Origin of the sequence: Pseudomonas panipatensis, from assembly GCF_900099785.1 — a bacterium.
Classification (GTDB): domain Bacteria; phylum Pseudomonadota; class Gammaproteobacteria; order Pseudomonadales; family Pseudomonadaceae; genus Pseudomonas; species Pseudomonas panipatensis.
Map to the genome: position 1 here is coordinate 256,019 of NZ_FNDS01000003.1, position 23,393 is coordinate 279,411.

At 66.1% G+C, this 23,393-nt stretch carries 19 protein-coding genes and 1 pseudogene; 11 read left to right on the forward strand and 9 right to left on the reverse strand.

Features of this window, described 5'->3' with window-relative positions; translation table 11 throughout:
* Nucleotides 1-8: 8 nt before the first annotated feature.
* The 6 genes from odhB (at nucleotide 9) to BLQ74_RS09075 (ending at nucleotide 7,678) form a co-directional block, all read left to right on the forward strand.
* Nucleotides 9-1,241 carry a 2-oxoglutarate dehydrogenase complex dihydrolipoyllysine-residue succinyltransferase gene (gene odhB, locus BLQ74_RS09050; protein WP_090262224.1) on the forward strand — a complete coding sequence of 411 codons (1,233 nt, stop codon included), beginning with the start codon at nucleotides 9-11 and terminating at the stop codon, nucleotides 1,239-1,241.
* 80 nt (nucleotides 1,242-1,321) lie between these two features.
* Nucleotides 1,322-2,758 carry a dihydrolipoyl dehydrogenase gene (lpdA, locus tag BLQ74_RS09055; RefSeq protein WP_090262225.1) on the forward strand — a complete coding sequence of 479 codons (1,437 nt, stop codon included), beginning with the start codon at nucleotides 1,322-1,324 and terminating at the stop codon, nucleotides 2,756-2,758.
* A gap of 161 nt (nucleotides 2,759-2,919) precedes the next feature.
* Nucleotides 2,920-4,086: an ADP-forming succinate--CoA ligase subunit beta gene (gene sucC, locus BLQ74_RS09060; protein ID WP_090262226.1), complete on the forward strand. Its 1,167-nt coding sequence runs from the start codon at nucleotides 2,920-2,922 to the stop codon at nucleotides 4,084-4,086.
* Nucleotides 4,086-4,967 (forward strand): succinate--CoA ligase subunit alpha, encoded by an 882-nt coding sequence (gene sucD, locus BLQ74_RS09065; protein ID WP_090262227.1) that lies wholly within the window; start codon nucleotides 4,086-4,088, stop codon nucleotides 4,965-4,967. Before sucC ends, sucD begins: the two co-directional genes overlap by 1 nt.
* 484 nt (nucleotides 4,968-5,451) lie before the next feature.
* A complete protein-coding gene (gene brnQ, locus BLQ74_RS09070) occupies nucleotides 5,452-6,765 on the forward strand; it encodes a branched-chain amino acid transport system II carrier protein (protein WP_090262228.1) in 1,314 nt (437 codons plus the stop codon).
* A 154-nt stretch (nucleotides 6,766-6,919) separates the two neighbouring features.
* Nucleotides 6,920-7,678: a DUF599 domain-containing protein gene (locus BLQ74_RS09075; RefSeq protein ID WP_090262229.1), complete on the forward strand. Its 759-nt coding sequence runs from the start codon at nucleotides 6,920-6,922 to the stop codon at nucleotides 7,676-7,678.
* Between the two features lie 47 nt (nucleotides 7,679-7,725).
* Here BLQ74_RS09075 and BLQ74_RS09080 read toward each other — a convergent pair whose 3' ends face one another.
* The gene (locus BLQ74_RS09080; RefSeq protein ID WP_090262230.1) at nucleotides 7,726-7,941 is read right to left on the reverse strand and encodes a hypothetical protein; all 216 of its coding nucleotides are present in this window, start codon (nucleotides 7,939-7,941) and stop codon (nucleotides 7,726-7,728) included.
* Between the two features lie 165 nt (nucleotides 7,942-8,106).
* Between BLQ74_RS09080 and BLQ74_RS09085 the strand changes: the two genes are divergently transcribed.
* From BLQ74_RS09085 to BLQ74_RS09105, 5 genes are all read left to right on the forward strand, one after another.
* On the forward strand, nucleotides 8,107-8,553 hold the full coding sequence (locus BLQ74_RS09085; RefSeq protein WP_090262231.1) for a PaaI family thioesterase: 447 nt from the start codon (nucleotides 8,107-8,109) through the stop codon (nucleotides 8,551-8,553).
* Nucleotides 8,550-8,996 carry a PaaI family thioesterase gene (locus BLQ74_RS09090; protein WP_090262232.1) on the forward strand — a complete coding sequence of 149 codons (447 nt, stop codon included), beginning with the start codon at nucleotides 8,550-8,552 and terminating at the stop codon, nucleotides 8,994-8,996. The genes BLQ74_RS09085 and BLQ74_RS09090 overlap by 4 nt, the downstream gene beginning before the upstream one ends.
* A 12-nt stretch (nucleotides 8,997-9,008) precedes the next feature.
* Nucleotides 9,009-10,247, forward strand: a complete 1,239-nt coding sequence (locus BLQ74_RS09095) for an LSm family protein (protein ID WP_090262233.1) — start codon at nucleotides 9,009-9,011, stop codon at nucleotides 10,245-10,247.
* Nucleotides 10,248-10,356: 109 nt separating this feature from the next.
* Nucleotides 10,357-12,261 carry a molecular chaperone HtpG gene (htpG, locus tag BLQ74_RS09100; RefSeq protein WP_090262234.1) on the forward strand — a complete coding sequence of 635 codons (1,905 nt, stop codon included), beginning with the start codon at nucleotides 10,357-10,359 and terminating at the stop codon, nucleotides 12,259-12,261.
* A gap of 72 nt (nucleotides 12,262-12,333) precedes the next feature.
* Complete coding sequence (locus BLQ74_RS09105; RefSeq protein WP_090262235.1) at nucleotides 12,334-13,065, forward strand: dienelactone hydrolase family protein; 732 nt, start codon at nucleotides 12,334-12,336, stop codon at nucleotides 13,063-13,065.
* Between the two features lie 73 nt (nucleotides 13,066-13,138).
* Here the strand turns inward: BLQ74_RS09105 and BLQ74_RS09110 are convergent, their stop codons facing one another.
* From BLQ74_RS09110 to xdhA, 8 genes and pseudogenes are all read right to left on the reverse strand, one after another.
* Nucleotides 13,139-14,368 carry a sugar MFS transporter gene (locus tag BLQ74_RS09110; protein ID WP_090262236.1) on the reverse strand — a complete coding sequence of 410 codons (1,230 nt, stop codon included), beginning with the start codon at nucleotides 14,366-14,368 and terminating at the stop codon, nucleotides 13,139-13,141.
* A gap of 52 nt (nucleotides 14,369-14,420) precedes the next feature.
* Nucleotides 14,421-15,287, reverse strand: a complete 867-nt coding sequence (locus tag BLQ74_RS09115; protein ID WP_090262237.1) for a pirin family protein — start codon at nucleotides 15,285-15,287, stop codon at nucleotides 14,421-14,423.
* 57 nt (nucleotides 15,288-15,344) lie between these two features.
* On the reverse strand, nucleotides 15,345-15,890 hold the full coding sequence (locus tag BLQ74_RS28085) for a PDC sensor domain-containing protein (protein WP_425287487.1): 546 nt from the start codon (nucleotides 15,888-15,890) through the stop codon (nucleotides 15,345-15,347).
* Between the two features lie 18 nt (nucleotides 15,891-15,908).
* Nucleotides 15,909-16,736 (reverse strand): annotated as a pseudogene (locus BLQ74_RS28090) (methyl-accepting chemotaxis protein); the annotation flags it as partial.
* A 319-nt stretch (nucleotides 16,737-17,055) separates the two neighbouring features.
* The gene (guaD, locus tag BLQ74_RS09125) at nucleotides 17,056-18,354 is read right to left on the reverse strand and encodes a guanine deaminase (protein WP_090262239.1); all 1,299 of its coding nucleotides are present in this window, start codon (nucleotides 18,352-18,354) and stop codon (nucleotides 17,056-17,058) included.
* Between the two features lie 115 nt (nucleotides 18,355-18,469).
* A complete protein-coding gene (xdhC, locus tag BLQ74_RS09130) occupies nucleotides 18,470-19,321 on the reverse strand; it encodes a xanthine dehydrogenase accessory protein XdhC (protein ID WP_090262240.1) in 852 nt (283 codons plus the stop codon).
* 97 nt (nucleotides 19,322-19,418) lie between these two features.
* Complete coding sequence (xdhB, locus tag BLQ74_RS09135) at nucleotides 19,419-21,809, reverse strand: xanthine dehydrogenase molybdopterin binding subunit (RefSeq protein WP_090262241.1); 2,391 nt, start codon at nucleotides 21,807-21,809, stop codon at nucleotides 19,419-19,421.
* Complete coding sequence (gene xdhA / locus BLQ74_RS09140; RefSeq protein WP_090262242.1) at nucleotides 21,802-23,268, reverse strand: xanthine dehydrogenase small subunit; 1,467 nt, start codon at nucleotides 23,266-23,268, stop codon at nucleotides 21,802-21,804. The genes xdhB and xdhA overlap by 8 nt, the downstream gene beginning before the upstream one ends.
* Nucleotides 23,269-23,393: the final 125 nt, after the last annotated feature.

A 23,393-nucleotide genomic window follows, 5' to 3' on the forward strand; every position in this document is an offset into this window, starting at 1 on the left:
CACACATAATGGCTATCGAAATCAAAGCCCCAACCTTCCCGGAATCGGTCGCTGACGGCACCGTCGCCACCTGGCACAAGAAGCCGGGCGACGCCGTCAAGCGCGACGAACTGATCGTCGACATCGAAACCGACAAGGTCGTCATCGAAGTGCTGGCCGAGGCTGATGGCGTTCTCGCGCAGATCATCAAGAACGAGGGCGACACCGTACTGAGCAACGAGCTGCTCGGCACCCTGAGCGAAGGTGGCGCCGCTGCCGCCGCTCCGGCGCCGGCCGCTGCCGCTCCGGCCGCCGCTCCGGCTGCCGCCGCCGCTGCCCCGGCTGCTGCTGCCGACGACGCCATCCTGTCGCCGGCTGCTCGCAAGATCGCCGAAGAGAACGGCATCGACCCGAACAGCATCGCCGGCACCGGCAAGGGCGGTCGCGTCACCAAGGAAGACGTGGTGGCCGCCGTTGAAGCCAAGAAGAGCGCTCCGGCTGCTGTTGCTGCCAAGCCGGCCGCTCCGGCTGCCGAAGCGCCGATCTTCGCCGTCGGCGACCGCGTCGAGAAGCGCGTGCCGATGACCCGCCTGCGCGCCAAGGTCGCCCAGCGTCTGGTCGAAGCCCAGTCCTCCATGGCCATGTTGACCACCTTCAACGAGGTCAACATGAAGCCGGTCATGGACCTGCGCAACAAGTACAAGGACCTCTTCGAGAAGAAGCACAACGGCGTACGCCTGGGCTTCATGTCCTTCTTCGTCAAGGCCGCCACCGAAGCCCTGAAGCGCTTCCCGGGCGTCAATGCCTCGATCGACGGCAACGATATCGTCTACCACGGCTACCAGGACGTTGGTGTCGCCGTATCCAGCGACCGTGGTCTGGTCGTACCGGTACTGCGTAACGCCGAGTTCATGAGCCTGGCCGAGATCGAGAACGGCATCGCCACCTTCGGCAAGAAGGCCCGCGACGGCAAGCTGAGCATCGAAGACATGACCGGTGGTACTTTCACCATCTCCAACGGTGGCGTATTCGGTTCCCTGCTGTCGACTCCGATCGTCAACCCGCCGCAGACCGCCATCCTCGGCATGCACAAGATCCAGGAGCGCCCGATGGCCGTTAACGGCCAAGTGGTGATCCTGCCGATGATGTACCTGGCGCTGTCCTACGATCACCGCATGATCGATGGCAAGGAAGCGGTAAGCTTCCTGGTCACCATGAAGGACCTGCTGGAAGACCCGGCTCGTCTGCTGCTGGACATCTGATCGTCTTCTTCGACGACGGCCCCGTACTAAACGACGGCCCCTCGCGGGGCCGTCCGCTTCATCGGAATAAGGATTGAGATATGAGCCAGAAATTCGACGTGGTTGTGATTGGTGCTGGCCCCGGCGGTTATGTCGCTGCTATCCGCGCCGCCCAGCTCGGCCTGAAGACCGCTTGCATCGAGAAGTTCATCGGTAAGGAAGGCAAGGTCGTTCTCGGCGGTACCTGCCTGAACGTCGGCTGCATTCCGTCCAAGGCGCTGCTGGACAGCTCCTACAAGTACCACGAGGCCAAAGAGGCCTTCGCGGTTCACGGTATCGAAGCCAAGGGCGTCACCATCGACGTACCGGCCATGGTCGCGCGCAAGGCCAACATCGTTAAGAACCTGACTGGCGGCATCGCCACTCTGTTCAAGGCCAACGGCGTCACCTCCTTCGAAGGCCACGGCAAGCTGCTGGCCAACAAGCAGGTCGAAGTCACCGGCCTGGACGGCAAGGTCGAGATCCTCGAAGCCGAGAACGTGATCATCGCCTCCGGTTCCAAGCCGGTCGAGATTCCGCCTGCTCCGCTGACCGACGACGTCATCGTGGACTCCACCGGCGCGCTGGAATTCCAGTCCGTGCCGAAGAAGCTGGGCGTGATCGGCGCTGGCGTGATCGGCCTGGAGCTGGGCTCGGTATGGGCTCGCCTGGGTGCTGAAGTCACCGTTCTGGAAGCCCTGGACAAGTTCCTCCCGGCTGCCGACGAGCAGATCGCCAAGGAAGCCCTGAAGGTCCTGACCAAGCAAGGCCTGAACATCCGCCTGGGCGCTCGCGTCACCGGTTCGGAAGTGAAGAAGAAGCAGGTCACCGTGACCTTCACCGACGCCAACGGCGAGCAGAAGGAAACCTTCGACAAGCTGATCGTCGCGGTCGGCCGTCGTCCGGTGACCGCCAACCTGCTGGCCGCCGACAGCGGCGTGACCATCGACGAGCGTGGCTTCATCTTCGTCGACGACCATTGCAAGACCAGCGTTCCGGGCGTCTACGCCATCGGTGACGTGGTCCGCGGCGCGATGCTCGCGCACAAGGCCTCGGAAGAGGGCGTGATGGTCGCCGAGCGCATCGCTGGCCACAAGGCGCAGATGAACTACGACCTGATCCCGTCGGTCATCTACACCCACCCGGAAATCGCATGGGTCGGCAAGAGCGAGCAGTCGCTGAAGGCCGAAGGCGTTGAAGTCAACGTCGGCACCTTCCCGTTCGCCGCCAGCGGCCGCGCCATGGCTGCCAACGACACCGCCGGTCTGGTCAAGGTCATCGCCGATGCCAAGACCGACCGCGTACTGGGCGTTCACGTGATTGGCCCGAGCGCCGCCGAGCTGGTTCAGCAGGGCGCGATCGCCATGGAATTCGGCAGCAGCGCCGAAGACCTGGGCATGATGGTCTTCTCCCACCCGACTCTGTCCGAGGCGCTGCACGAAGCGGCCCTGGCGGTGAATGGCCACGCCATCCACATCGCCAACCGCAAGAAGCGCTAAGGCGGTAGGACCACGGCGGGGAAGGGCGGCAGTCATTTGCGAGGGGCTGCCGACCCGACCCCGTCGGACTCGTTTCCTCCGGGAAAAGGGTCACAGGTGGCGTGGCGCCACGAGCGTCGCGCCGAATGCGCAATACCCAAGACGAATAACGGTAGACAAGCATGAATCTCCACGAGTATCAGGGTAAGCAGCTGTTCGCTGAGTACGGCCTGCCCGTATCCAAGGGCTACGCCGTCGACACACCCGAAGAGGCCGCAGAAGCCTGTGAGAAAATCGGTGGCACCGAGTGGGTCGTGAAAGCCCAGGTGCACGCCGGTGGCCGCGGTAAAGCGGGCGGTGTGAAGCTGGTCAAGAGCAAAGAGGACGCCAAGGCGTTCGCCGCCAACTGGCTGGGCAAGCGTCTGGTGACCTACCAGACTGACGCCAACGGCCAGCCGGTCAGCAAGATCCTGGTGGAGTCCTGCACCGATATCGACAAGGAGCTGTACCTCGGCGCCGTTGTCGACCGTTCCAGCCGCCGCATCGTGTTCATGGCGTCCACCGAAGGTGGCGTGGACATCGAGAAGGTCGCTCACGACACTCCCGAGAAGATCCTCAAGGCCACCATCGACCCGCTGGTCGGCGCTCAGCCGTTCCAGGGCCGCGAGCTGGCCTTCCAACTGGGCCTGCAAGGCGACCAGATCAAGCAGTTCGTGCACATCTTCGTCGGCCTGGCCAAGCTGTTCCAGGACTACGACCTGGCACTGCTGGAAGTGAACCCGCTGGTGATCAAGAAAGACGGCAACCTGCACTGCCTGGACGCGAAGATCAACATCGACAGCAACGCCATGTACCGTCAGCCCAAGCTGCGCGCCATGCACGACCCGTCCCAGGACGACGCCCGTGAAGCCCATGCGCAGAAGTGGGAACTGAACTACGTCGCGCTGGAAGGCAACATCGGTTGCATGGTCAACGGCGCTGGCCTGGCCATGGGCACCATGGACATCGTCAACCTGCACGGCGGCAAGCCGGCCAACTTCCTCGACGTTGGCGGCGGCGCGACCAAAGAGCGCGTGACCGAAGCGTTCAAGATCATCCTCTCCGACAGCAACGTCGCTGCCGTTCTGGTGAACATCTTCGGCGGCATCGTCCGCTGCGACATGATCGCCGAAGGCATCATCGGTGCCGTTAAAGAAGTCGGCGTTAAGGTTCCGGTTGTCGTCCGTCTGGAAGGCAACAACGCCGAACTCGGCGCCAAGGTACTGGCCGAAAGCGGTCTGAACATCATCGCTGCGACCAGCCTGACCGACGCTGCCCAGCAAGTCGTCAAGGCCGCGGAGGGTAAGTAATGAGCGTCCTGATCAACAAAGACACCAAAGTCATCTGCCAAGGCTTCACCGGTAGCCAGGGCACCTTCCACTCCGAACAAGCCATCGCCTACGGCACCAAGATGGTTGGCGGCGTGACCCCCGGCAAGGGCGGCACCACCCACCTCGGCCTGCCGGTGTTCAACACCGTCAAGGAAGCCGTGGAAGCCACCGGCGCCGACGCTTCGGTGATTTACGTTCCGGCTCCGTTCTGCAAGGACTCGATCCTGGAAGCTGCCTTCGGCGGCATCAAGCTGATCGTCTGCATCACCGAAGGCATCCCGACCCTCGACATGCTGGACGCCAAGGTCAAGTGCGACGAGCTGGGCGTACGCCTGATCGGCCCGAACTGCCCGGGCGTGATCACTCCCGGCGAGTGCAAGATCGGCATCATGCCGGGTCACATCCACCTGCCGGGCAAAGTGGGCATCGTGTCGCGTTCCGGCACCCTGACCTACGAAGCCGTCAAGCAGACCACCGACGCCGGCTTCGGCCAGTCCACTTGCGTGGGCATCGGCGGCGACCCGATCCCGGGCTCCAACTTCATCGATATCCTGAAGCTGTTCCAGGAAGATCCGAAGACCGAAGCGATCGTCATGATCGGCGAGATCGGCGGTTCCGCTGAAGAAGAAGCCGCTGCCTTCATCAAGGCCAACGTGACCAAGCCGGTGGTGTCCTACATCGCTGGCGTGACTGCCCCTCCGGGCAAGCGCATGGGCCATGCCGGCGCCATCATCTCCGGCGGCAAGGGTACTGCGGACGAGAAGTTCGCCGCCCTGCAGGACGCGGGTGTGAAAACCGTGCGTTCCCTGGCCGACATCGGCAAAGCCCTGGCTGAAATCACTGGCTGGGCGACCAAGTAAGTCTCACTGACTTACCGTGCGTCGGACAGAGGCCACCTCCGGGTGGCCTCTGTCATTGCACCACCGTCGAAAAATCTGTCGTGCATGCGACAGCCGCGGACATTCCGTGGACAGCCTGACCTGTGTCAGTGCCGCCTATCCGAGAAAATCGTTAGGCTAGCAACTACTTTGGGACCATCTCCCCACAAGGGAAATGCCCACGAGCCGTCGGGCCCATCCGGACCGGCGTAATTCCTGACCGTCAAGGATGGCGGGAATGCCAAGAATGCAGGAGCACCGGGCCACGAGCCCTTAGGAAAACCTCTGCTATCAGACCCGTGAACATTCCTCTGCGTCGTTACCTCCGCGTTGCAAGTCAGCCTGCCAACCATCGTTCGCCTGCGTCGAGCGTTGCGCTGTCGGCCGCCTTCCTCCGTGGCGAGTGGCTGCGCCCTGGTGTTTCAGGGGCCTGCGAACCCGATTCAGCACTGTGGTATTTCCCTTCATGAACGTCTTGAAAGGCCAGGACATCCTGGCGCTTGGTTTTATGACTTTTGCCCTGTTCGTCGGGGCAGGCAACATCATCTTCCCGCCCATCGTCGGCCTGCATTCCGGGCCTCACGTGTGGATGGCGGCGCTCGGCTTCCTGATCACCGCGGTTGGCCTGCCGGTCATCACCGTGGTCGCTCTGGCCAAGGTCGGCGGTGCCATGGATACCCTCAGCCATCCCATCGGGCGCGTCGCCGGCGGGCTGCTGGCGGCGGTCTGCTACCTGTCGGTCGGTCCGCTGTTCGCCACCCCGCGCACGGCTACCGTGTCCTTCGAGGTGGGCCTGGCGCCGCTGACCGGCGATGGTTCGCTGCCGTTGTTCATCTACAGCCTGGTGTACTTCAGCGTCGTCCTGCTGATCTCGCTGTACCCCGGCAAGCTGCTGGACACCGTGGGCCGTTTCCTCGCGCCGCTGAAGATCATCGCCCTGTCGGTGCTGGGTATCGCCGCCTTCGCCCTGCCCGCAGGCAGCATCGGCCAGGCCGACGCCGCTTACGAGCGTGCCGCGTTCTCCCAGGGCTTCATCAATGGCTACCTGACCATGGACACCCTCGGAGCGCTGGTCTTCGGCATCGTCATCGTCAATGCCATCCGCTCCCGTGGTGTGCAGTCGCCGCGGCTGATCACCCGCTATGCGATCATCGCCGGGCTGATCGCCGGGGTAGGGCTGGCGCTGGTGTACATCAGCCTGTTCCGCCTCGGCGCCGGCAGCCATGAGATTGCCGCGGGCGCCAGCAATGGCGCGGCGGTGTTGCATGCCTACGTGCAGCATACCTTCGGTTCGCTGGGTAGCGGCTTCCTGGCCGTGCTGATCGCCCTGGCGTGCCTGGTCACCGCGGTCGGCCTGACCTGCGCGTGCGCCGAGTACTTCTGCCGCATTCTGCCGTTGTCCTACCGCACCCTGGTCGTTCTGCTGGCGGGCTTCTCGCTGGTGGTGTCGAACCTTGGCCTGACCAAGCTGATCCAGTTCTCGGTGCCGGTGCTGACCGCCATCTACCCGCCGTGCATCGTGCTGGTGGCGCTGAGCTTCTGTGCCGGGTTGTGGAATTCGCAGACCCGCATCGTCGCTCCGGTGATGGCGGTGTCGCTGCTCTTCGGGCTGGTCGATGCGCTCAAGGGCGCCGGTTTCGATCAGTGGATGCCGGCCTGGCTGGCGCACTTGCCGCTGACCGAGCAGGGGCTCGCCTGGTTGATCCCGTCGGTGGCTACCCTGGCGCTGATGGTGGTGGTCGATCGCATGCTGGGCAAACCCAGCGAAGCCCTGGCCTGAGGCCGGAGCCGCGTTGCAGAAAGGCCGCCTACAGGCGGCCTTTTTCATGCTCGGCGGCGTGTCCCGGAGCGGGGGAAGGGCGTCTATCTGCGGCGAAATTCCCCGATCACCGTTTCAACGGCCCGGCTTCCGTCAGGACCGGCCAAGGACTGCCATGACCGACGTCGTCGACCTCTTCGATATCCAATACCTGTGGAATCTGCTCGCGGTGCTGTGGTTCCTGCTCTGCTGGGTTGGCTATACCCGTTACGCCAGTTGGAAGGCGCGTGACACCGCCTGCCTGGCCAGCGTGCTGCACCTGTATCGCGAAGACTGGATGCGCCGCCTGTTGCTGCGTGACAACCGCGTGGCCGACGCCAGCGTGATCGGCAATCTGGAGCGCAACGCCTCCTTCTTCGCTTCCAGCACCCTGATCATCCTCGCCGGCATCCTGACCTTGCTTGGCTCCGCCGATCGCACCGTCTCGATACTCGCTGACCTGCCGTTCGTCATGCAGCCCAGCCGCGGGCTGTCAGAGCTGAAGCTGATCAGCCTGGCGGTGGTGTTCGTCTATGCCTTCTTCACCTTCTCCTGGTGCATGCGCCAGTACAACTTCGCCGCCGTGCTGGTCGGCTCGGCGCCGATGATCGGCGAACGCCACGTCGGTGAGCTGGAGCGCAAGGCGTTCGCCGAACGCGCCGCGCGGGTGGTGTCGATGGCCGCGCACCAGTTCAACCAGGGTTTGCGCTCCTACTATTTCGGCCTGGCCATGCTGGCCTGGTTCATCAACCCCTGGCTGTTCATGCTGGTCACCTCTGGTGTGGTGGTGGTGCTGTATCAGCGCGAATTCCACTCCGATGTGCTCAAGGTGATGGTCTTTACCTCGACGCCGCAGACAGAAGCGCCCAAGGACGAGGGCCTCGGCAATCCCTGAAAACGACAAGGCCCGCGAATGCGGGCCTTGTGCGTTACAGCGGGGTCTTACTGCTGCTTTTGCTCGGTAGCCGGGGCGGCGGGAGCAGTCGGAGCGGCCGGGGCGGCTTCGTTGGCCGGCGGAGTGGTCGGCGCCGGAGCCGGGTTGCTCGGCTGTTCGGCGGCCGGTGCGGCCGGCGGAGCCTTGGGCTCTTCTTTCTTGTTGCAGCCAGCGATGGTGAAGCCGGCGATCAGCAGTAGGGCGAGGGGAAGGGTTTTTTTCATCGTGGAGCCTCCATAGTGCGGCGTTCCTGTTAGTAGCCCTTTGAGCTGAGAGCTTGGTCAGAAGTTCCTCGCAAGTTCATATCGGGCCAACAATTATTCACTACAGACAGCCATAGGCGCGGAGTATCATGCGCGTTTTCAGACGTCTTCCGATCCGGCCTACCCATGAGTGACAACTCCAGATTAGAGCGCGCCCAGCGTTTTCTTGCGGTCCTGCGCCATTGCCAGGTCCTCGGGCTGAGCGTCCACGCGGCGGACGAGAAAGGGCTGACCCTGCGCCTGCCCTACAGCGAGGCCATCGTCGGCAACCCGGAAACCGGCGGCATCCACGGTGGCGCCATCACTACCCTGATGGATACCACCTGCGGCATTTCCACGGTCTGCGTGCTGCCGCAATTCGAGATCTGCCCGACCCTGGACCTGCGCATCGACTACATGCATCCGGCCGAGCCGAACAAGGACGTCTACGGATTCGCCGAGTGCTACCGGGTCACGCCCAATGTCATCTTCACCCGTGGCATCGCCTACCAGGACGATCCGGAGCAACCCATCGCCCATGTGGTCGGCACCTTCATGCGCCTGGGCAAGACCGTCGCCGGAGAGACCCGATGAGCGCGCCGAGCATCGAGGAACTGCTGCGACTGGCCAAGCAGAACAGCGACTACAGCGCGCTGCTGGACCGGGTGCCCTATGCCCGCCTGCTGGGCATGCGCTGCCTGAACCTGGGGGACGAGGTGTTCTTTCACCTGCCGGCCAACCCCGACAACATCGGCAACCCGACCCTGCCGGCGCTGCACGGCGGCGTCATCGCCGGCTTCATGGAACATTCGGCCATGCTTCATCTGCTGATGTTCATGGGCGTTCCGCAGTTGCCGAAGATCATCGACTTCTCCATCGACTACCTGCGTGCCGGACATTTCCGCGACACCTATGCCCAGTGCCAGGTCTGGCGGCAGGGCCGGCGCGTGGCGAATGTCGCCATCACTGCCTGGCAGACCAACCGCGCCGAGCCGATCGCCACCGCCCGCGCGCACTTCAAGGTCGACGGGGCCTGACGGGCGCACGGCATGGACACGCTGCTGATTCTCGGCGGGCTGCTGCTGATCCTCTGCGGCTACGCCTGGCTGGTCATGCTGGCCTTCGAGCGCGGCTTGCTCTGGGGCCTGGCCTGTCTGCTGCCGCCCTTGGCGCCGGTGTTTCTCCTGCGCCACTGGGCGCGCGGGCGCAAGGCGCTGGTGCTGGGCGCGCTGGGATTCATTCCGCTGGTGGTCGGCCTGGCCATGTTGGCCAGCGAGGATGGCGCCAGGCTGCAGGCGATCCTGTCGATGAAGTGGCTGAACAGCGCGCCAGCGGAGGTTCCCGAGCTGGCCATCGCGCTGCGCTGTGAACTCAATGGCCAGGCTTTCGCGCCGCAGCAGGCCGAGTTGATCGGTGGCGTGCTGAGCCTGCGCGAGGGCGAGGATTTCTATGCCCACCGCGAGCTGCAACTGCGCCTGCACGGCGAGGTCAACGGGCCGCTGCGCCTGGACGTGCTGCCGGAAGACAGCGGCCGCCTGCCCGACGTGGAAATCAGCTGGCTGGCGCCGGGCCATGACCTGCCCGAAGCCCTGCGCCTGCGCAGCGGCTACACCCTGCACCTGGACCTGAGGCCGGAAGCGCCGAACCGCATGATCGGTGCATTCCACCTGGTGCTGCCGGCGCAATACCGGACCACCCTGAGCGGGCAGATCGAGCTGTACACCGACCGTCTGCGCTACCGCGACGGCCAGGTCGACACCCGTTACGACTCGATGGATACCCTGACCTACGTGGTGCGCGACTACCTGCAGCGGCGTTTCGCCGGCAGCCGGATCGACCTGGCGTCCCTGCCGCGTCAGGACTTGCAGCGCCATGAAGTGCACCTGTCGGTGGACTTCACCCAGGACGGCCGGCCGCAGAGCCTGCCGCTGACGCTGTCTCGCAGCGACAACCGTGGCTGGGCGGTCGGCGACGACCACTACCCGAAGCGCGCGGCACAGCCGAGCGCGGCAAGCCCGCTGGCCACCCCCCAGGCGGCGCCCGTCGCCGAAACCCAGGGCAGCGCTGGCGGCGCCCTGAGTCTGGAGCGGTTGCTGGCCACTCCGCAGCGCTACCTCAATCGCGGCATGCGCGTGACCACCGAGCGCGGGCGTACCGCCGAGGGCATTTTCACCGGCCTCGACCAGGACGGCCGCATCGTCATCCGCCACTCCCTGAGCGGCGCGGGAGAGGCGAGCTACAGCCTGCGGCCGAGTGAAATCGTCGACATCGAGCTGCTCGCGCCCTGACCGCTGCTCCACGGGTTTGTGGCCAAGCGCTTGAAATCCTTCAAGAAGCCCCCATCTCGCAGACATCCGCCGCCCGACGCGGCTTTTGTCATCCTCGGAGCGAGAACCAATGAGCGTGGAGACTCAAAAAGAAACCCTGGGTTTTCAGACCGAAGTGAAGCAACTGCTTCACCTGATGATCCATTCCCTGTACTCGAATAAGGAAATCTTCCTCCGCGAGCTGATTTCCAACGCCTCCGACGCAGCCGACAAGCTGCGCTTCGAGGCCCTCGCCAAGCCGGAGCTGCTCGAAGGCGGCGCCGAGCTGAAGATTCGCCTGAGCTTCGACAAGGAGGCGCGCACCGTCACCCTCGAAGACAACGGCATCGGCATGAACCGCGAGGAAGTCATCGCGCACCTGGGCACCATCGCCAAGTCCGGCACCGCTGATTTCCTGAAGAACCTGTCGGGCGACCAGAAAAAGGATTCGCACCTGATCGGCCAGTTCGGCGTGGGCTTCTACAGCGCCTTCATCGTCGCCGACAAGGTCGATGTCTTCAGCCGTCGCGCCGGCACTCCGGCCAGCGAAGGCGTGCACTGGTCGTCGCAAGGCGAGGGCGAATTCGAAGTCGCCACCGTCGACAAGCCCGAACGCGGCACGCGCATCGTCCTGCACCTGAAGGCGGGCGAAGAAGAGTTCGCCGATGGCTGGCGCCTGCGCAACATCGTCAAGAAGTACTCCGACCACATCGCCCTGCCCATCGAATTGCCGAAAGAGTTCCACGGCGAGGAGAAGGACAAGCCGGCCGAGCCGGAGTGGGAAGTGGTCAACCGCGCCAGCGCCCTCTGGACCCGTCCGCGTACCGAGATCAAGGACGAGGAATACCAGGAGTTCTACAAGCACACCGCGCATGACTTCGAGAATCCGCTGAGCTGGAGCCACAACAAGGTCGAAGGCAAGCTGGAATACACCTCGCTGCTCTACGTGCCGGGCCGCGCGCCGTTCGACCTGTACCACCGCGAAGCGCCGCGCGGCCTGAAGCTGTACGTGCAGCGCGTGTTCATCATGGACCAGGCCGAGCAGTTCCTGCCGCTGTACCTGCGCTTCATCAAGGGCGTGGTGGACTCCAACGACCTGTCGTTGAACGTCTCCCGGGAAATCCTCCAGTCCGGCCCGGTGATCGACTCGATGAAGTCGGCGCTGACCAAGCGCGTGCTGGACATGCTGGAGAAACTGGCCGCCAACGAGCCGGAGAAGTACAAGGGCTTCTGGAGCAACTTCGGCCAGGTGCTCAAGGAAGGTCCGGCGGAAGACTTCGCCAACAAGGAGAAGATCGCCGGCCTGCTGCGCTTCGCCTCGACCCAGGACGAGTCCGGCGCGCAGAGCGTGTCCCTGGCCGACTACCTGGGCCGGGTCAAGGAAGGCCAGGACAAGATCTACTACCTCACCGGCGAGAGCTACGCGCAGGTGAAGAACAGCCCGCACCTGGAAGTCTTCCGCAAGAAAGGCATCGAAGTGCTGCTGCTCACCGACCGCATCGACGAGTGGCTGATGAGCTACCTGACCGAGTTCGACGGCAAGCAACTGGTCGATGTCGCCCGCGGCGACCTGGACCTGGGCAGCCTGGACTCGGAAGAGGACAAGAAGGCCCAGGAAGAAGTGGCCAAGGCCAAAGAGGGCCTGGTCGAGCGTCTGAAGGCCGCGCTGGGTGACGAAGTCGCCGAGGTGCGCGTGTCCCATCGCCTGACCGATTCGCCGGCGATCCTCGCCATCGGCGAGGCCGACCTCGGCCTGCAGATGCGCCAGATCCTCGAAGCCAGCGGACAGAAGGTGCCCGAGTCGAAGCCGATCTTCGAGTTCAACCCGAGCCACCCGCTGATCGAGAAGCTCGATGCCGAGCCCGACGAGGATCGCTTCGGCGAGCTGAGCCACATCCTCTTCGACCAGGCCGCGCTGGCCGCCGGCGACAGCCTCAAGGACCCGGCCGCCTATGTGCGCCGGCTGAACAAGCTGTTGGTGGAATTGTCCGCCTGAGTGCCCGCCTCACACAAAGCCCGCTGATGCGGGCTTTGTGCTTTTCCTACCCACTGCAGAAGGAAATCCCGCATGAGCCAGATCAGTGTCCAGCCCGTCGCCTACGCGGTGGACGGCGAGCCTTTCGAGGCGCAACTGGTGTTCGATGCGTCCAGCAACGTGCCGCGTCCCGGCCTGCTGATGGCGCCCAACTGGATGGGGGTCAGCCAGGGGGCGCTGGACATCGCCCGGCAGGTCGCCGGCCATGGCTACGTGGTGCTGGTCGCCGATCTCTATGGCCAGCGCGTACGACCGCGCAACGGCGACGAAGCCGGCGCCGCCATGATGCCGCTGAAGAATGATCGCGCGCTGCTGCGCAAGCGCATGCAGGCCGCGCTCGAGGCCCTGCAAGGGCAGATCGGCAAGGCGCCGATCGACGCCGACAAGCTGGCCAGCTTCGGCTTCTGCTTCGGCGGCTGCTGCGCCCTGGAGCTGGCCCGCGCTGGCGCGCCGCTGGCGGCCTTCGTCTCCTTCCACGGCACCCTGGATACGCCCGAGCCGGCCGACGCGAAGAACATCAAGGGCGCGCTGCTGGTCCTCGATGGCGCCTCCGATCCGCTGGTGCCGCGCGATCAGTTGATCGACTTCGCCAAGGAAATGACCGACGCCGGCGTGGATTGGCAGCTCACCAGCTACGGCGGCGCGGTGCATTCCTTCACCGACCCCAACGCGCAGGTCGCCGGGAAGATGCAGTACGACGCCAAGGTCGCCCGTCGCGCCTTCCAGGCCATGTACGACCTGCTCGACGAGCGCTTCGGCGAGTAACGCCGGGCGTTTCGCGATGGCATGAAAAAGCCCGGCATTGGCCGGGCTTTTTCATTGCGCTGGGCCGCGTGCGTCAGCCACGCGCCTGGTCGGCGCGGTAGCCGCGAGCGCCGAACCAACTGATGTACAGGTAGCAGACCAGCGGAATGGCGAACGAATAGAGCAGGCCGATGTGGTCGGCGAAGAAGCCCTGCAGCAATGGCACCAGGGCGCCGCCGACGATGGCCATGCAGAGCAGGCCGGAGCCCTTGCCGGTGAGGTTGCCGAGGTCTTCCAGGGCCAGCGAGAAGATGGTCGGGAACATGATCGAATTGAACAGGCCGATGAGGATCAGCGCCCACATCGCCAGGTGGCCGCCGACCCCAATCGCCAGCGCCAGCAGCAGCGCATTGGTCACCGCGTTGAAGGCCAGCATGCGGTTCGGCCGGATGCTGCGCATCAGCACGCTGCCGATGAAGCGTCCGACCATGGCGCCACCCCAGTACAGCGACAGGTACTTGCTCGCGTGCTCGCTGGGCATACCGGCGATTTCCGGCTGCCCCATGAGGCTGACCAGGTAGCTGCCGATCGACACCTCGGCACCGACGTAGGCGAAGATGCCGATCACCCCGAAGATCAGGTGGCGGTGGGCGAACAGCGAGTGCTGGCCGGCGGCGCTGCCGTCGCTGGGTTCGCCATGGGTGATCGTCGGCAGGCGGAACAGGCCGATCAGCACGGCGATGGCGAACAGCAGGCCGGCCAGGACCAGGTACGGCAGCTTCACCGAATCCGCTTCGCTGGCTCCGCCGCCCAGTTGCGAGGCGGCGCCGGCACCGATGGCGAGGATGGTCACCGAGCCCACCAGCGGGCCAACGGTGGTGCCCAGGGAGTTGAAGGCCTGGGTCATGTTCAGGCGGCTGGCGGCCGATTCGGGACTGCCCAGCACGTTCACATAGGGATTGGCCGCCACCTGCAGCAGGGTGATGCCCGAGGCGAGGATGAACAGCGCGGCGAGGAAGAACGGGTAGGACTGGGCGCTGGCGGCCGGGTTGAACAGCAGGCAGCCGATCCCCGCGGTGACCAGGCCGACGATGATCCCGCGCTTGTAGCCGAGGCGCTCGACCAGGCGCCCGGCCGGGAAGGACATGATGAAGTAGGCCGTGAAGAAGCTGAACTGGATCAGTGACGCCTGCACGTAGTTGAGGGTGAACACGGCCTTCAGGTGGGGCACCAGGATGTCGTTCAGCGAGGTGATCAGGCCCCACATGAAGAAGAGCACAGTGAGGGCCATGAGCGCGCTGGTGTGACGGTTTTTATCTGGCATGGAAACTCCGCGGGCGTTGCGTACAAAGGGTAAAGGTAGACGGCTGCGGGGCTTAGCGTGGCAGGGCGATGCGCTGGTGCTCGCCGGGCACCGCCGGCCAGTCGCCGGCGGCCCAGCGTTGGCGGGCCTGTTCGATCAGTGCCGGGTCGCTGGCGACGAAATTCCAGTTCATCCGCCGCGGGCCGTCCAGGGGCGCGCCGCCGATGATCACGGCGCGACAGTCGCTGCAAGCGCTGAAGACCTGCGTCTCCCCCGAGGGCAGGACCAGCAGCTGGCGCAGCGGCGCGGGATTGTCGTCGAGCAGGGCCTCTCCGTCCAATAGATAAAGCGCCCTTTCAGGATATTCCGGCGGCAGCGCCAGGGTGCTGCCGGCGACCAGTTGGAGGTCGGCGTAGAGCGTCGGCGAGAGCACCGGCACCGGCGATTCCAGGCAGAAGCCGCGGCCGGCGATGAGGCAGATGCGCACGCCCAGGGACTCGCTGTGCGGCAGGCTGCTCGCCGCGTGGTGGCTGTAGCTCGGTTCGCGGCCTTCTTCTTCCTGTGGCAGGGCCAGCCAGACCTGCAGGCCGTGCAGGCGCGAGCCGCTGTCGCGCAGCGCCTGCGGTGTGCGCTCGACATGGGCGACGCCGCGCCCCGCGGTCATCCAGCTGACATCGCCGGGCGCCACCAACTGATCGGAGCCGAGGCTGTCCTTGTGCTGCACCTGGCCTTCCAGCAGGTAGGTCAGGGTGGACAGGCCGATGTGCGGATGCTGGTTGATGTTCATGCCGTGGCCCGGCGCGAAGTCCGTGCCGAGCATGTGGTCGAAGAACACGAAGGGGCCGACGCTGCGGCACAGCGCCGAGGGCAGGGCGCGCAGGATGGACATGCCCTCGAGGTCCTCGGAGCGGGGCTGGATGGCAAGTGGCGCAGGGCTCATGGCGGCGTTTCCGGAGAGGCGATGGGCATAGGATAGCCGCTGCCGGACGCCCCCGGTTCAGAGCAGCGCCGATAGCCGCACGTCCGCTCCGAGCACGCGCTGCAGGCTGCCGTCGCTAGCGAAGAGTGGCACCGACACGGTGAAGCAGTAGTCGTCGGTGGCGCTGGAGCGATACACCGGTGTCACGTGGCCGCGCGCGTTTTCCCGCACGGCGCGGAACCAGGGGCGCTGCGACCAGTCGCGGCCCTTGGCGCTGGTGGTCTGGGTGGCGGCGACGGCATTGGCGAAAAGGTTCTCCGAGAGTTGCACGCCATTGCCGGCGACCAGATAGAAAAGCTCGAAGCGTGGGTCGCTGCCGAGGGTGTCGCGCAGCAGGCGCTCGGCAGCGGCGAGATCGCCGGCCAGGCGCGGGTCGGCGGCCAGGCGTTCGACGCTGTCGAGCACCTCGCGATGCAGGCGCAGGCGGAAGGCGCCGAGGCCGTCGAGCAAGTGGTCGGCGTCCTCGCGCACCGCCTGGCTGTGGCGCAGCACCAGGCCGGCCTTGCTCAGCAGATCGCCGGCGACCTGGGCGATGTTCTGCACGTCGCCGTTGATGGCGCGCACCGCCTGGCCGATCTGTTCGGTGCCGCTGGCGATGTGGCTGACCCGTTCGTCCAGGCTGTCCATCGCCTGGCGGGTGCGCTCCAGGCCTTCGCCCATGCTCGCCATGCCGCTGCGCCCGGCGGCCACCGCCTGGTGCATTTGCGTGCCGGCCTGGCCCAGTTCGGCCATGCCGGCACGGAACGCCTCGATGATGCGTCCGACATCGCCCGTGGCATGGGTGGTGTGCCCGGCCAGGCGGCGTACTTCTTCGGCGACCACGGCGAAGCCACGGCCGTGCTCGCCGGCGCGCGCCGCTTCGATGGCGGCGTTGAGCGCCAGCAGGTTGGTCTGCTGGCTGATGCTGGCGATCACCCCGATCACCTGGCTGACCTCTTCCAACTGGCCGAGCAGGCGCTGGATCACCGCCTCCAGTTGCGCCTCGCTGTCACCGATGGCCTCGACCTGGCCAAGCACCTGGTGGCCGCTTTCCTGGCAGGCGCGCAAGGTCGCCGCGACCTCGCCGGAGAGCTGCGCCACGCGGCTGGCGCCGGGCACCAGTTCGACATCCAGGCTGGTGCTGACCTGTTCGCTGGCGGCGGCGATCAGCTCCGAGGACTGCGCCAGCAACTGGCCGCTGCCTTCGGTGTCGGCGGCGATGCGGGCCAGCTCCGGGGCATGCGCGGCGATGCCCACGGCGGCGCCCAGGCTGACGCGGATGCGTTGATGCAGGCTGTCGGTGAAGCGGTTGAGGCGCGCCAGCAGGGGTTGGCGTTCGGGAAGGCGGGCGGTGAGGTCGTACTCGTCGAACAAGGCCTGGATGGATGCGTCGTCGGCCTGGCGCGTCGGATTGCGCAGCAATTGCAGCATGGTGCTCTCCCTTGGGGTCTGTCAGCGGGCAAGCAAGCCAAGTGCCATCATACGGGCGCCGCGCCGCTGGGCGGCGCTGGGTCGCGGTGCCTCTTTGCGGGGCTTGCAGCTGGCCTGGCGCACTGCGCTGGTGCGAAGTCGGGCGGATTGGTGAAGGGCGCCGGCAACTCCGCCTCTCCCAGTGGCGTCGGCGGATAGCGCATTCCGCCGGCTGCGCCCGGCGGGCTTGGGGCAAGCGCTCGCGCGGGCGCTGCAAGAAAAGCGGCCACGCCGGCCGGGTGGTCCTGAGCGAGGGCCTGGCCGGCGCGACCGTAAGCGGTCAGCCGCGCTGGTGCACCGAGCGGCCGTGGGCGAAGGTTTCGCGGACAGTGCGGTCGTCGCCGAGGATGATCAGCGCGAACAGCTTTTCCGCCAGGCTCTTGGCCTGTTGCAGGCGATAGTCGAGCAGCGGGGTGGCCTTGTAGTCGAGCACCACGAAGTCCGCCTCGTTGCCCGGGGCGAAGCTGCCGACCCGGTCTTCCAGCGCCAGCGCGCGGGCGCCGCCGAGGGTGGCCAGGTACAGCGACTTGAACGGGTCGAGCCTGCTGCCCTGCAACTGCATCACCTTGTAGGCCTCGTTCAGCGACTGGAGCTGGGAGAAGCTGGTGCCGGCGCCGACGTCGGTGCCCAGGCCGACCTTGACCTTGTAGCGCTCCAGTTTGGCCAGGTCGAACAGGCCGCTGCCGAGGAACAGGTTCGAGGTCGGGCAGAAGGCCACCGCCGAGCCGGTTTCGGCCAGGCGCTGGCACTCGCCGTCGCACAGGTGTACGCCGTGGGCGAACACCGAGCGCGGGCCGAGCAGGCCGTGGTGGTCGTAGACGTCGAGGTAGCCGCTGCGTTCGGGGAACAGCGCCCTGACCCACTCGATCTCCTTGCGGTTCTCCGACAGGTGGGTGTGCAGGTAGACGCCCGGGTGCTCCTTGAGCAGGCGCCCGGCGGCGTCCAGTTGCTGCGGCGTGCTGGTCGGGGCGAAGCGCGGGGTCACCGCGTAGAGCAGGCGGCCCTTGCCGTGCCAGCGCTCGATCAACGCCTTGCTGTCGCGGTAGCTGCTCTCGGCGGTGTCGGTCAGGTAGTCCGGGGCGTTGCGGTCCATCATCACCTTGCCGGCGATCAGGCGCAGGTCGAGCTGCTCGGCGGCGCCGAACAGCGCGTCCACCGACTGCGGGTGCACGCTGCCGAACACCAGCGCGGTGGTGGTGCCGTTGCGCAGCAGTTCCTTGAGGAAGATGCCGGCGACGTCGGCGGCATGGGCCGGGTCGGCGAATTGCCGCTCGGTGGGGAAGGTGTAGGTGTTCAGCCAGTCCAGCAGTTGCTCGCCGTAGGAGGCGATCATGCCGGTCTGCGGGTAATGGATATGGGTGTCGATGAAGCCGGGGGTGATCAGCGCGTCGCGGTACTCGACCACGTCCACGCCGCCCAGTTGTTCCAGCAGTTCGTCGGCGTGGCCGAGGCGTACGACCTTGCCGTCCTCGACCAGCAGGATGCCGTCCTCGAAGTACTGGTAGGACTGCTCGACGCCGACGTCGGCGGGGTCGGCGATGCTGTGCAGGATGCTGGCGCGGTAGGCTTTGCTGGTCATGCTGTTCTCTCGATTCTGCAATCGATGGGTTTCGCGGGGCTCAACCCATCCTACGATGTTGGTTCCGTGCCCGTAGGATGGGGTGAGCGAAGCGATACCCATCACGGTTCTTGTCTCAGGCGCCGCTCTCGGCGCCGCGCGCCCGGCGGCTGTTGGGCAGCAGGCGCGACACGCTGTGCTCGCCGCTGGCCTTTTCCTGGCCGAAGCCGGCGTTGTAGGTGGCGATCACCTCGCCGGCGATGGACACGGCGATCTCCACCGGCAGCTTGCCCTTCACCTCGGCGATGCCCATCGGGCAGCGCATGCGCTGCACGCTCTCGCTGGCGAAGCCGCGATCGCGCAGGCGGTGCTCGAACCTGGCGCGCTTGGTGTCCGAGCCGATCAGGCCGAAGTAGCCGAAGTCGTCGCGCTTGAGGATCGCCGCGCTCAGTTCCAGGTCGAGCGCATGGTTGTGGGTCATGACGATGTAATAGCTGCCCGCCGGCATATTCTCGACCTCATCGAGCACCTCGTCATTCAGCACTTTTTCCACCCCGGCCGGGAGGCTGTGCGGGAACTCGGCGTCGCGCGAGTCGATCCAGCGCACCTGGCACGGCAGGCTGGCGAGCAGCGGCACCAGGGCGCGGCCGACGTGGCCGGCGCCGAACACCGCGATATGCGCCTGGGGCTGGCCCATGGGTTCGAACAGCAGCACGGTGGCGCCGCCGCAGCACTGGCCGAGGCTGGCGCCCAGGCTGAAACGCTCCAGGCGCGGTTCGCGGCTGCGCTGTGCGAGCATCTCGCGGGCGATCGCCAGGGCCTTGAACTCCAGGTGGCCACCGCCGATGGTGTCGAACAGTTGGTCGGCGCTGACCACCATCTTCGAGCCGGCGTTGCGCGGCGTCGAGCCGCGCTCCTCGATGATGGTCACCAGCACGCCGGCTTCGCCGCGCTGCTGCAGGTCGGCAAGGGCACTGATCCAGTTCATGGCTTCAACCTCGGGTAGTGGGGGCTGTAGGAGCGGATCTCATCCGCGAATCGCGCCGTGATGTCCGGCGATCGCGGACAAGCTCCGCTCCTCCGGGCTAGGCGGGCTCGGTTTGGGTTTGGGCGGCTTCGGCCTGGCCGGCTTTCAGTCGGCGCATCTGCTCCACGCCCCAGAGCACCCGCTCCGGGGTGGCCGGGGCGTCGATCCGCGGTTGCACGCGGTAGTCGGCGAGGCTGGCGACGGCGTCCTTGATCGCGCACCAGACCGAGATGCCGAGCATGAACGGCGGCTCGCCGACGGCCTTGGAGTGGAACACCGTCTGTTCCGGGTTCTTGCGCTTTTCCACCAGCTTCACCCGCAGGTCCAGCGGCATGTCGGCGATGGCCGGGATCTTGTAGCTGGCGGGGCCGTTGGTCATCAGCTTGCCCTTGGCGTTCCACACCAGCTCTTCCATGGTCAGCCAGCCCATGCCCTGGACGAAGCCGCCTTCCACCTGGCCGATGTCGATGGCCGGGTTCAGCGAGTCGCCGACGTCATGCAGGATGTCGGTGCGCAGCATCTTGTACTCGCCGGTCAGGGTGTCGACGATCACCTCGGAGCAGGACACGCCGAAGGCGTAGTAGTAGAAGGGCCTGCCGGCGGCCTTCGCGCGGTCGTAGTAGATCTTCGGCGTGCGGTAGAAGCCGGTGGAGGACAGCGACACCTGGCCGTAATAGGCCTGCTGCACCAGCTCCTCGAAGGGCAGGATGAGGTCGCGCACGCGCACCTGATTGTTGCGGAACTCGACGTCTTCCGCGCTGACCTTCCAGTACCGCGCGGCGAACTCGACCAGGCGCTGCTTGAGGATCTCTGCGGCGTTCTGCGCGGCCTTGCCGTTGAGGTCGGCGCCGGAGGAGGCGGCGGTCGGCGAGGTGTTCGGCACCTTGTCGGTGTTGGTCGCGGTGATCTGGATACGCTCGATGTCGACCTGGAAGACCTCCGCCACCACCTGCGCCACCTTGGTGTTGAGGCCCTGGCCCATTTCGGTGCCGCCGTGGTTCAGATGGATGCTGCCGTCGGTGTAGAGGTGGATCAACGCGCCGGCCTGGTTGAGGAAGGTGGCGGTGAAGCTGATGCCGAATTTCACCGGGGTCAGCGCCAGGCCCTTCTTGAGGATCGGGCTCTGCGCATTGAACCCGCGGATTTCGGCGCGGCGCTTGGCGTACTCGGCGCTGGCCTCCAGCTCGGCGGTCATCTCCTCGATGAGGTTGTGCTCGACCAGCTGGTGGTAGTGGGTGAGGTTGCGCTCGTCCTTGCCGTAGTAGTTGCGCTTGCGCACCTCCAGCGGGTCCTTGCCGAGCTGGCGCGCCACCGCGTCCATGATCTCCTCGATGGCGACCATCCCCTGCGGGCCGCCGAAGCCGCGGTAGGCGGTGTTGGAGGCGGTGTTGGTCTTGCAGCGGTGGCCGTTGATGGTGGCGTTGCCGAGGAAGTAGGCGTTGTCCGCGTGGAACATGGCGCGGTCGACGATGGAGCCGGAGAGGTCCGGCGAGTAGCCGCAGTTGCCGGCCAGCTCGATCTGGATGCCGTGCAGCAGGCCGTCGTCGTCGAAGCCGACGTCGTACTCGACGTAGAAGGGGTGGCGCTTGCCGGTGATGGACATGTCTTCCATGCGCGGCAGGCGCATCTTCGCCGGGCGCCCGGTGAGCCGCGCGACCACCGCGCACAGGCAGGCCGGCGCCGCAGCCTGGGTTTCCTTGCCGCCGAAGCCGCCGCCCATGCGGCGCATGTCGATCACCACCTTGTTGAAGGAGATGCCCAGCACCTCGGCCACCAGCTTCTGCACCTCGGTGGGGTTCTGCGTCGAGGTGTAGACGATGACGCCGCCGTCCTCGCTGGGCATCACCGAGGAAATCTGCGTCTCCAGGTAGAAGTGTTCCTGGCCGCCGATGTGCAGGCTGCCCTGCAGGCGGTGCGGCGCGGTCGCCAACCGGGCGGCGGAGTCGCCGATCTTGTGCTGGTGGCTGTCGAGCACGAAGTGCTTCTTGCGCAGTGCCTCGACCACGTCGAGCACCGGCTCCAGCTCCTCATATTCGACGATCGCCGCCATGGCCGCCTGGCGCGCGGTTTCCAGGCTGTCGGCGGCCACCGCGAGGACCATCTGGCCGACGTACTCGACCTTGCCGTCGGCCAGCAGCGGGTCACCGCCGACCACCGCGCCGATGTCCAGTTGGCCGGGCACGTCGTCCTTGGTGATGGCGATGGCCACGCCGGGGAACTGGTAGCAGGGGCTGACGTCCAGCCGGGTGATGCGCGCATGGGCGCGCTCGCTCATGCGCGCATAGACGTGCAACTGGTTGGGGAATTCCAGGCGGTCGTCGATGTACAGCGCCTCGCCGCTGACGTGCTTGGGCGCGCTCTCGTGCTTGACGCTCTTGCCGACGCCGCTGGTCAGGTCGGCGCGGAACAGCGCCTGGAGTTCTTCCTGGCTTTTCGTGTGCTTATGCATAGTGGGTCACCCGAGTCACGGCCTGGGGCGCTTCCAGTTCGAGGAAGCATTTGCGCAGCAGGTTCTGCGCGGTGAGCAGGCGGTATTCCTTGCTGGCGCGGAAGTCGCTGAGCGGGGTGAAGTCCTCGCCCAGGGCAACGGCGGCGCGTTCGAAGGTCGCGGCATCGAACGGCTGGCCGAGCAGCGCCGCCTCGCAGGCGCGGGCGCGCTTGGGGATCGCCGCCATGCCGCCGAAGCCGCTGCGCACGGCGCTGATGCGGCCGTCCTCGAGGCTGACGCTGAAGGCCGCGCAGACCGCCGAGATGTCGTCGTCCAGGCGCTTGGACACCTTGTAGGCGCGGAACGCCTGGTTGGCCTGCGGGCGCGGGACGATGATCTTCTCGATGAACTCGCCCTCCTGGCGCGCGGTGACCTTGTAGTCGATGAAGTAGTCCTCGATCGGCAGTTCGCGGCTGGCGTTGCCCTTGCGCAGGACGATGCGTGCGCCCAGGGCGATCAGCAGCGGCGGCGTGTCGCCGATCGGCGAGGCGTTGCCGATATTGCCGCCGAGGGTGCCTTGGTTGCGGATCTGCAGCGAGGCGAAGCGCTGCAGCAACTCGCCGAAGTCCGGGTAATCCTCGGCGAGGACCTGGTAGCAGTCGGTCAGCGCGGCGGCGGCGCCGAGTTCGATGCGCTCGGCGAAGACCTCGACGCGTTTCATTTCTTCGACATGGCCGACATGGATCATCACCGGCAGCTCGCGGTGGAACTGGGTGACTTCCAGGGCCAAGTCGGTGCCGCCGGCGAGCAGGCGGGCCTGCGGATTGGCGCTGTAGAGCTCGGCCAGGTCGGCGATGCTCAGCGGCAGCAGGCAGCGCTTGTCGCCGCTGTTCAGCTCGGCGGCCTCGCGCGGGGCGATGGCCTTGAGTTGAGCGATGGTCTGGGCTTCGGCGGCGTCGAACTGGTCCGGCGCCGCCTGGCAGCAGACCTGCTCGGCGGCGTCGAGGATCGGCCGGTAGCCGGTGCAGCGACAGAGGTTGCCGGCCAGCGCCTGGTGCGCCTCGGCCTTGCGTTCCTCGTGGCTGGCGCCGGCGGCGCGGTTCTTTTGCAGGGCGAACAGCGACATGACGAAGCCGGGGGTGCAGAAGCCGCACTGCGAGCCGTGGCAGTCGACCATGGCCTGCTGCACGCCGTGCAGTTGGCCGCGCTGCTTGAGATCCTCGACGCTGATCAACTGCTTGCCGTGCAGTGCGGCGACGAAGGTCAGGCAGGCGTTGAGGGTGCGGTAGCGGATGCGCTCGGCGCCCTCGGCGCCGGTCAGTTCGCCCACCACCACGGTGCAGGCGCCGCAGTCACCGGAGGCGCAGCCCTCCTTGGTGCCGGTCTTGCCGAGGTGCTGGCGCAGGTAGTTGAGCACGGTGAGGTTGGGGTCGAGGCGGTCTTCGACGCGCAGCTCGCGGTTGAGCAGGAACCTGATCAAGGCATGCCTCCAGGCGGTTTCTTGTTTTGGGCGGGGCGCTGGAGGCGAATCTAGGAAAAGCTGACTTTCAAGTCAATAAAAATTCTGATCCTGCGGTCAGCTATTTCCCGGAGAGACCCCTCCGC